The organism is Alteromonas sp. BZK5, from assembly GCF_014349115.1.
In the GTDB taxonomy this organism is placed as follows: Bacteria; Pseudomonadota; Gammaproteobacteria; order Enterobacterales; family Alteromonadaceae; genus Alteromonas; species Alteromonas macleodii.
Window position 1 is genome coordinate 1 of record NZ_JACSOE010000273.1, and the last position, 1,131, is coordinate 1,131.

The 1,131-nt window shown below is 39.5% G+C and carries 2 protein-coding genes; both read right to left on the reverse strand.

All coding sequences use genetic code 11. The features are described from left to right. Positions 1–494, reverse strand: a 494-nt coding sequence (gene lepB / locus BIZ39_RS21900; protein ID WP_187448130.1) for a signal peptidase I, incomplete at its 3' end; no start/stop codon positions are given. Next, the coding region (locus BIZ39_RS21905; RefSeq protein ID WP_187448131.1) for a hypothetical protein at positions 491–1,131 on the reverse strand (641 nt) is incomplete at its 5' end. The genes BIZ39_RS21905 and lepB, both read right to left, overlap by 4 nt.

A 1,131-nucleotide genomic window follows, 5' to 3' on the forward strand; every position in this document is an offset into this window, starting at 1 on the left:
TTATATATCTCACTCTTATCTGTTTTTATAAATGGATATAGTGTGTCATTAAGCATTATGCCATCTTCAGATATAGAAAGTTGGTCACCTGGAAGCCCCACAAGACGTTTGATGTATCTAACATCATTGCTATAAGCAAACTTTGCGATAACCACATCACCTCTTTTTAAGTCTTCAAAGTTTCCGTCTGTGATGTGGTCACCGGTAAAGGGGTTTACTATCCCAAAAGATGCTGGATTCACCAAAATTTTGTCTCCAGTTTTCAAACCTGGCTCCATAGATGCAGAAGGAATGAACATCACTTGTATTGCTAAAGTAATGATAAAAAAACTGGAGGTAGCGAATAAACCGGCAATCTGAATAGTTTCTCCCCACTTCGACTCCTTTCTATTGGTTAACCATTTAGGTGCGTAAGGTGAATTCCGAGCAAAACGGAATGATGTGGTCAACACGGACAATGAGATCAAAAGAAATAAATAAAGAGCTAGCGTCATACTACCGCCTTCTTTCTAAGAGTTTTAACGCGAGATAGCTCAGTCAAATATCTTGCATAAATAACAAGCCCCCAAGATACTCGAGCAACATCAAGTGATATTTCGGTCGTTAGGGCTTCACTTGGAAAATCCGCAACGTCGTCCAATTTGATTGTCACTGTGTCTCCGGAGTGCGAACACTTAAAAACATTTGTATGAGTGTTGAACTCAGCGTTACTGAAAATATTCACAATACTGCCTGCTTTTTTTGGGGTTTGATGCAGGTTTTCACCGACGTTAACGCATTGGATAATCGAGTTGGCCATTGTGTCCAACAGAGAATGAGTATCAGCATCTATGAGTTCAGGTTGCTCATCAATGATCGTGTCCAATGAAATGGCATGCCCCATATACCGATATTGTGATGAAACGCCTTTTTGAAGCGTGACGAAATATGGGTTGTTATATATTCCATCTGAGGTAGAAATTCCCCAAACTTCAAATATGGCCAATTTAAACAAAAGTGTCACAGGCGTTGATTCAGCTATAACATAACGCACTCCGTTTTTGATGCATTGTTGGAGGCATTCTCGGGATTCAAATGTGTTATGGTCTTGAATAGTTGGGTTGTGATTGTAAATCAAATCCAGTTTATCCA